The following is a 7,933-nucleotide window of genomic DNA, read 5'->3' as shown; positions in this document are numbered from 1 at the left end:
CCGCCAGGCAGCAAGAAAGCTGCGCGCGCCGTAGACGATCAGAAAGGCCGCGCCGCCCCAGCGGAACCACGGCAGGAGCGCGGGCATCACATCGGCCAGCAGCGCAAAGCCCGCCACCCCCGCCGCGATCAGCACCGCGTCCGAAAGGCCGCAGGCCAGCGCCACCTCCAGCACGAAAGCCCGGCGCAGCCCCTGTCGCAGCACAAAGGCGTTTTGCGCCCCGATCGCCACGATCAGGCTCAGCCCGAGCGAAAACCCCGCAAATCCCGCATCCCACATCATATAGTCCTCTCTGCCCGGTCCGCCTAAAGGTTGGGGTGAGATAAGCCTAGTGAAAGATACTATGGCCTGTTAAGCATTGCTTATGTTCACCGACCCCGCCCTTCTGGCCCTCCACGCCATCCTGCGCACCGGCTCCTTCGAGGCGGCGGCGGCCCGGCTCAATGTGACACCCCCGGCCATTTCGCAGCGCATCCGCAAGCTGGAAGAGCAAATGGGCACCGCTCTGGTCCAGCGCGGCAGCCCCTGCACGCCCACGGCCACCGGCGCGCGTCTCTACCGCCACGCCGAGGAAATGGGCCTGCTGTCGCGGGCGCTTGCGCGCGATCTCGGCCAACCCGTTGCCCCCGCCACCCTGCGCCTCGCGGTCAACGCCGACAGCCTTGCAACCTGGTTCGTGGAGGCCATGGCCGGGGTGGAGGGGATCAGCTTCGACCTGGTGATCGACGACGAGGACCATTCCGCCGACTGGCTGCGCCGGGGTGAAGTGCTGGCCGCCATCTCCGCCCAGCCCGGCCCGGTGCAGGGCTGCGATGTGCACCCGCTGGGCGCGCTTCGCTACCACGCCACCTGCGCGCCCGCCTTCGCCGCGCGGCACTTTCCCGAAGGCCCCACGGCAGAGGCGCTCGCCCGCGCGCCCTGTCTCACCTTTTCCCTGAAGGACCGGCTCCAAAGCCAATGGATGCAGGCCGCATGCGGCGCGCACCCCGCACCGCCACTGCACATCCTGCCCGCCACCACCGCCTTCATCGACGCCGCCCGCGCGGGCCTCGGCTGGGGCATGAACCCCGCACCCCTCGCTGCGCCGCACCTTGCCTCCGGCACCCTCGTGGAGCCCAAACCGGGCCTGACCCTCGACCGCCCGCTTTACTGGCTGGTCTCGCGTCTCGCCGCCCCCGCACTGGCCGATCTCACCACCTCGGTGCGCGCAGCCGCCCGGACCCACCTCGTCTCGGCGCAACAGGAAGAATTTTAAAGAAAATTCTTCCCCGCACGAAAATTCTTCATGAAGAATTTTGCTCCGCCCGGCGGAAAATCCTTCGCGAAGGATTTTCCGCGCGCCGATGCGATGCAGGGCTAAACCCGGTCATGGGCCGCTCCGTGCTACAGCGGCCAGAACAGCAGGATCAGCGGGATCGACACGGCAACCACCAGGATCTCCAGCGGCAGCCCCATGCGCCAGTAGTCGCCGAAGGAATAGCCCCCCGGCCCGAGGATCAGCGTGTTGTTCTTGTGCCCGATTGGGGTGAGAAAGGCCGAGGAAGCTGCCACCGCGACAGCCATCAGGAAGGGGTCGGGAGACACGCCCAGCGAGTTCGCCATCTGGATGCCGATGGGCGCGGCCACGATGGCCGTGGCCGTGTTGTTCAGCACATCCGAGAGCGACATGGTCACCACCATCAGGATGGTCAGAATCGCCCAGGCCGGCCAGCCCTCCGTCAGTCCGACGAGCCCGCCCGCAATCAGCTCTGTCCCGCCCGACTCCTCCAGCGCCGCCCCCAGCGGGATCATCGACCCCAACAGCACGACGACGGGCCACTCGATGTGGGTGTAGAGCTCGCGAAGGGTGAGGATCTTGGTCAACACGTAGCCGACGATGACAAGGCCCAGCGCCACCGGCAGGTAGACCAGCCCGAAGGAGGCCGCGGCCACCGCAGCGCCGAACAGGCCGATGGCCAGCCATGTCTTGCTGTCCTGCGTCACCGCCAGCCCCCGGTCGGCCAGGGGCATGGCGCCGACCCACTCCGTCACCTCGGCAGACCGGTCATTGGGCACCAGCAACAACAGGATGTCACCGGGTTTGACGATCTCCTTGCGCACCTGGCTCGTGATCCGCTTGCCCTGCCGCGAGATGCCCATCAGTACCGTCCGCTGCCGCCAGCTCAGCCCGATGCCATGGGCAGAGCGCCCGGCAATCCGCGCGCTCTCGGGCACCACCACCTCGATCAGCCCCAGCCCCTCGCCCGCATCGGCCTCGGCCAGCAGCTCGCGGCGCTTTTCGTCGGAGAAGGTGAGGCCGTGAGAGGCGCGAAACTCGTCCAGCGCATCGGGCACCGCCTCCAGCACCAGCGCGTCTTCCGCCTCAACCTTGGTCAATCGTTGCGCGCCGTAGAGCCGCTTGCCACCCCTGACGAGGCCCATGATGGCCACATCGGCCTTGTCGGCGGCTTCCTCGATCTCGCGCACCCGAAGCCCGACGAACTTCGAGCCCTCGGGCACGGTCAGCTCGGCGATGTAGTTCTTCATCTCCCCCGCCTGCACCGCGCCCGCAGCGTTCTCGGTGCTGGGAATCAGCCGCCAGCCGCCCAGCGCCACGAAGGCGAGCCCGGCAATGGCGGTGAGCGCGCCTACCGGGGCGAAGTCGAACATCCGGAAGGGCTCGCCCAGCGCATCGCCCCGGACGGCGGCGATGATGATGTTGGGGGGCGTTCCGATGAGCGTGGCCATGCCGCCGAGGATGGTGGCAAAACTCAGGGGCATCAGGCTCTGGCCGGGCGAGCGCCCCGCCTTGCGCGAGGTCTGGATATCCACCGGCATCAACAGCGCCAGCGCGGCGACGTTGTTCATGAAAGCACTGAGAAGCCCGCCGACACCGCCCATCAGCGCGATATGTCCGCCCAGCCCCCGCGCCGAGTTGACGAGCGTGCGGGTGATCAGCAGCACCGCGCCCGAGTTCACCAGCCCGGCGGAGACGACGAGCACCAGCGCCACCACGATGGTCGCCGGATGGCCAAAGCCCTCGAAGGCCCGTTCGGACGGCACGAGGCCCAGCACGACGCCGGTGAGCAGCGCAGTGAAGGCCACCAGATCATAGCGAAACCGCCCCCAGATCAGCAGTCCGAAGACCGCTCCGAAGAGCGCGAAGAGTGTCATCTGTTCGCCGGTCACGGCTGCCTGCCCCCTGTTTTCTGCCCGCCGATCATGGCCTCCCCGCCGCCGGAAGGAAAGCCGCCACGCACCTTGCCCCCGGCCCCCGCTCTGCCCTATATAGCCCGCCAGATCAGGCACACAGCATCAAACGGAGGCCCCCATGGCCGGCCATTCCAAATGGGCGAACATCCAGCACCGCAAAGGGCGGCAGGATGCGGCTCGCTCCAAGCTCTTCTCCAAGCTCGCCAAGGAAATCACCGTGGCCGCCAAGATGGGCGATCCTGACCCCGACAAGAACCCACGGCTCAGGCTGGCGGTGAAGGAAGCCAAGTCCAACTCGGTGCCGAAAGACGTGATCCAGCGCGCCATCGACAAGAGCCAGGCCGCGGGCGGCGACGACTACAAGGAGATCCGCTACGAGGGCTACGGCCCCGGCGGCGTGGCGGTGATCGTCGAGGCTATGACCGACAACCTCAACCGCACCGCCTCCACCGTGCGCTCGACCTTCGGCAAGCACGGCGGCAACCTCGGCGAAACCGGCTCCGTCGCCTTCATGTTCGAGCGCAAGGGGCAGGTCACCTACCCCGCCGACGCGGGCGACGAGGACACGGTGATGATAGCCGCCATCGAGGCCGGGGCGGAAGATGCCGAAAGCTCCGAGGAAGGCCATGTCATCTGGTGCGCCGACACCGACCTCAACGACGTGTCCAATGCGCTGGAAGCCGAGCTGGGCGAAAGTGAAAGCGCCAAGCTGGTCTGGCGCCCGACCACGACCACCGAACTTGACCTTGAGGGCATGCAAAAGCTGATGCGCCTGATCGAGGTGCTGGAGGATGACGACGACGTGCAGCGCGTCACCGCCAACTTCGAGGTTTCCGACGAGGTGATGGAACAGCTTTCGGCTTGAGCCGCCGCTATTCAATTGCGCGCCTTGCGGCGCATTCGATTTTGGTGTTGGGCGCGGGCTGCGAGGCTTGCGCCCTTTTCGTGGGCGGTGTGGGCAGACCGGCCCGAGGGCCAGAAAAGATTTGAGGCCTCCGGCGGGGATATTTGAAGAGCAATGAGAGACAGAAGCGGGCGACGAAACCTCGCCCCCCGCCCCTGACAGAGCATCTCGCTCTCATCGCTCACGGTCATCGCCGTCCCCGGCTGTACCGTGCAGCCATCATGGCGCGTTAAGGTTAATGAACCCTATATCCCTCATTGCTTTTTGATAAAGCTGCGGGGGTGTCGCACCGCAGGTGCGCCTTTAAAGCGAGGGTGTGAAACCCCACTGCTTAGCGGTTCCGCCGGGCACCCGGGTTAGGGCAAGGGTGCCCGGCGGCAGGCCTATCTCCGCCGAAATCGCTTGCGGTTACGCTCCAGAAACTCCGCCACCATGCCCGGCAGCCCGCTGCGCGCACGCCCCTTGAGGTAGAGCACGCCCGAGCCCGCGCCGACCAGCCCGCCGAGGGCGTCCACGATGATATCGGTCATCGTATCCACCAGCCCCGATTTCTGCATGTTCATGCCGAAGCCCTGATCCATCGCGAATTCGAACACCTCCCAGAGCGCCCCGATCGTCATCGCGAAGCAGAAGGCGAAGAGGCCCATCGCCCAGGGCGGGGCGGCGTAGCGATCGCCCTGAAACAGGAGGAAGACGAGGATGAAGCCAATCAGCCCGAACCCCACCGCCGAGCCGCCGTGCAGCAGGATGTCCCACCACCAGAAGCGGTCGTAGAAATCCCAGACCTCGCCGAAGAACAGGGTGGCAACGATGAAGAAGGTGAGCGCCGCCATGAAGCTGCGCGGAATGAACAGTTCGAACTGCCGGGCGAGAGCCATCGGCACCAGCGTCAGCCCGAAGGTGGTGACTGCGATAAAGGCCGTGGGGTAGCGCCCCACCCAGAGCGACTCGGCCAGTGCGGCTGCCAGGATGAGCCAGAGTGCCTTGGTGAACCAGCCTGCCTGCGCCATTTCGCCCCTCTTGGCATCGCGCCCCGCGATACCGACATGAATACCATGAGCCCATCATCGCCCATCCGGGTCGCCAGCTACAACCTCCGCAAATGCCGCGGCACCGACGGGCGCCGCGACCCGGGACGCGTGCTGGCTGTGATCGCCGGGCTCAATGCCGACGTGGTGGCGCTTCAGGAGGCCGACCTGCGCCTTGGCCCCCGCCATGCCGCCCTGCCGCCCGCGATGGTCGAGGCCGAGAGCGATTTCGAGCTGGTGCCGCTGGCCACATCCCCGGTTTCGGTGGGCTGGCATGGCAACGCGGTGCTGGTCCGCAAGGGCCTGGCCCATTCCGAGGCGCAGCGCATCGAGCTGCCGGGCCTGGAGCCGCGCGGGGCCGTTGCCGTCGAGGTGGAAGGCCTGCGCCTTGTGGGCGTGCACCTCGGCCTGCTGCGCAGCTCCCGCAGGGCCCAGTTGCACCACCTGCGCGCCCGGCTCGAGGCGCTGCCCCCCCGCCCCACCGTCATCACCGGCGATTTCAACGAATGGCGGGCGGCCCGCGGGCTGGAGCCACTCGCGGGCGCTTTCGAGACCCACGCCCCGGGCCGCAGCTTTCCAACCCGGCGGCCCTTGGCCGCGCTGGACCGGCTCGCGCTCTCGCCGGAGCTCACGCTGGAGGCCGCCGGTGTCGAGGCCGGCCCGCTGGCACGGCGCGCCTCCGATCACCTGCCGATCTGGGCCGATATCGCGCGCGCGGCCTCGTAGGGTGCGCATTCATGGCGCACCCGCGCGGTTTCAGAAAAAGCTCAGCGGGTCCACGTCCACCTGCACCCGCACCCGGTTCGGCCAGTCGAACTGCGCCAACCAGGCCGTCACCGCGCCCTGCACCGGCGCCGTCTTCTCGGCCTTGATCAGCAGCCGCACCCTGTCCCGCCCCCGGATGCGCGCGATCGGCGCGGGCGCAGGGCCAAACACCTGCGCGCCGATGGCCCGCAGCGGCTCGGCCTGCCGCGCCATGGCCATGCCCAACGCATTCACGTCCTCCAGCTCGGGCGAGCTGAGAACGATACCCACAAGTCGGCCATAGGGCGGCACCCCTGCGGCCTTGCGCTCCTCTGCCTCGGCGCGCCAGAAGGCCTCTTCCTCGCCCGAGAGGATCGCGCGGATCACCGGATGTTCGGGCTGGTAGCTTTGCAGCACGGCGAGCCCCGGGGCCTCGGCGCGGCCCGCGCGCCCCGCCACCTGCCGCATCAGCTGAAAGGTCTTCTCCGCCGCCCGCAGGTCGCTCCCCTGCAAGCCAAGATCGGCGTCGATCACCCCCACCAGCGTCAGCAGCGGAAAGTTATGCCCCTTGGCGACCATCTGCGTGCCGATCACGATGTCCGCCGCCCCGCCCGCGATGCCCTCCACCGCTGCCTTCAGCGCCCGGGCGCTGCCGAACAGGTCGGACGACAGCACCGCGACCCGCGCGTCGGGAAACAGCGCCTTCACCTCTTCGGCCAGCCGCTCCACCCCCGGCCCCACCGGGGCCAGCTTGCCCTCGGCCCCGCAACTCGGGCACACCTCGGGCACCGGCTCGGTATGGCCGCACTGGTGGCACATCAGGCGCTTCAAAAACCGGTGTTCCACCATCCGCGCATCGCAATCGGGGCAGGCCACCTGATGCCCGCAGGCCCGGCAGATCGTCACCGGCGCATAGCCGCGACGGTTGAGGAAGAGCAGCGCCTGCTCCCCCTTCTCCATCCGGTCGCGCACCAGCCCCTGCAGGGTCGGAGACACCCACTTGTCGCTCGGCAGCCCCTCCACCCGCATGTCGATCGCCCGCATCTCAGGCAGCACCGCCGCGCCGAACCGCGAGGTCAGCTCCAGCCGCGTATATTTCCCGGCCTCCGCATTGGCCCAGCTTTCCAGCGAGGGCGTGGCCGAGGCCAGCACCACCTGCGCGCCTTCGATGCTCGCCCTCAGCACCCCCATGTCGCGGGCCGAATAGGTCACGCCATCTTCCTGCTTGTAGGAATTGTCATGCTCCTCATCGATCACGATGAGGCCCAGCTCGCGGAAGGGTAGAAACAGCGCCGAGCGCGCGCCCACGACAAGCGAGGCCCCGCCCTCGCCCACCATCTTCCAGCAGCGCCGTCGCTCGGTGACGGTGACGCCGTGGTGCCACTCGGCGGGCCTGGCGCCGAAGCGGGCCTCGACCCGCGCCAGGAACTCCTGCGTCAGCGCGATTTCCGGCAGCAGCACCAGCGCCTGCCGCCCCTGTTTCAGGCATTCCGCAACCGCCTCCAGATACACCTCCGTCTTGCCCGAGCCGGTGACCCCCTTCAGCAGCGTGGTGCCATACTCCCGCGAGGCGACCCCCGCCCGCAGCGCTGCCGCCGCCTCGGCCTGCTCCGCGTTCAGCGCCTTTCCGCCATAGTCCGGGTCCAGCGCCGAATAGGGCACATCGCGCGAGGCCAGCTCTTCACTCACCGCGCCCAGCTTCACCAGCCCTTTCACCACGCCTGTCGACACGCCTGCGATCTCCGCCAGCTCACCTAAAGTGAAGGACAGGCCGCCATGCTCTTCCAGCACCGCCAGCACCCGCTCGCGCGCGGGAGTCATCCGGTCTACCTCGCCCTGCCCGGGCCGATAGACCTTGCGCATCCCCGGCGGCGTGGCGAGGCCGGGGGCGCGGGTGGCCATCCGCAGCATCTGGTGCATATCGGTCAGCGTGTAGGCCCCGGCGCGGGTCAGAAACTCGCGCATGCCCGCGCCCATCGGCGCCACATCCAGCACCTCGGCCACGCGGCGCAGCTTGGCCCGGTCAAACCCGCCCTCGCCCGGCCCCCAGACCTGTCTCCTATAC

General features: G+C 68.2%; 7 protein-coding genes. 3 read left to right on the top strand and 4 right to left on the bottom strand.

The features are described from left to right. Positions 1-279 (bottom strand): LysE/ArgO family amino acid transporter (locus DYI42_RS22365; RefSeq protein ID WP_213549131.1); only part of this gene is annotated, 279 nt, incomplete at its 3' end. A gap of 85 nt (positions 280-364) precedes the next feature. On the opposite strand from DYI42_RS22365, the gene DYI42_RS22360 reads away from it, so the two are divergent. After that, positions 365-1,255 (top strand): LysR family transcriptional regulator ArgP, encoded by an 891-nt coding sequence (locus DYI42_RS22360; protein WP_213549129.1) that lies wholly within the window; start codon positions 365-367, stop codon positions 1,253-1,255. Between the two features lie 128 nt (positions 1,256-1,383). Here the strand turns inward: DYI42_RS22360 and DYI42_RS22355 are convergent, their stop codons facing one another. Then, the gene (locus DYI42_RS22355; protein ID WP_244868089.1) at positions 1,384-3,153 is read right to left on the bottom strand and encodes an SLC13 family permease; all 1,770 of its coding nucleotides are present in this window, start codon (positions 3,151-3,153) and stop codon (positions 1,384-1,386) included. A 157-nt stretch (positions 3,154-3,310) separates the two neighbouring features. Here DYI42_RS22355 and DYI42_RS22350 point away from each other — a divergent pair, with 157 nt between their 5' ends. Next, entirely contained in the window at positions 3,311-4,057 is a 747-nt protein-coding gene (locus DYI42_RS22350; RefSeq protein WP_213549127.1) for a YebC/PmpR family DNA-binding transcriptional regulator, read from the top strand. 422 nt (positions 4,058-4,479) lie between these two features. On the opposite strand, the gene DYI42_RS22345 is transcribed toward DYI42_RS22350, so the two are convergent. Next, complete coding sequence (locus DYI42_RS22345) at positions 4,480-5,106, bottom strand: hypothetical protein (RefSeq protein WP_213549126.1); 627 nt, start codon at positions 5,104-5,106, stop codon at positions 4,480-4,482. A gap of 45 nt (positions 5,107-5,151) precedes the next feature. Here DYI42_RS22345 and DYI42_RS22340 point away from each other — a divergent pair, with 45 nt between their 5' ends. Then, positions 5,152-5,850: an endonuclease/exonuclease/phosphatase family protein gene (locus tag DYI42_RS22340; RefSeq protein WP_213549125.1), complete on the top strand. Its 699-nt coding sequence runs from the start codon at positions 5,152-5,154 to the stop codon at positions 5,848-5,850. Positions 5,851-5,880: 30 nt separating this feature from the next. On the opposite strand, the gene DYI42_RS22335 is transcribed toward DYI42_RS22340, so the two are convergent. Beyond that, positions 5,881-7,933, bottom strand: a 2,053-nt coding sequence (locus tag DYI42_RS22335) for a primosomal protein N' (protein WP_213549124.1), incomplete at its 5' end; no start/stop codon positions are given.

This window comes from Vannielia litorea, from assembly GCF_018424695.1.
Lineage (GTDB): Bacteria > Pseudomonadota > Alphaproteobacteria > Rhodobacterales > Rhodobacteraceae > Vannielia > Vannielia litorea_A.
Note: the sequence above shows the minus strand (reverse complement) of the source record. Positions and strands in the feature narration are given on the sequence as shown.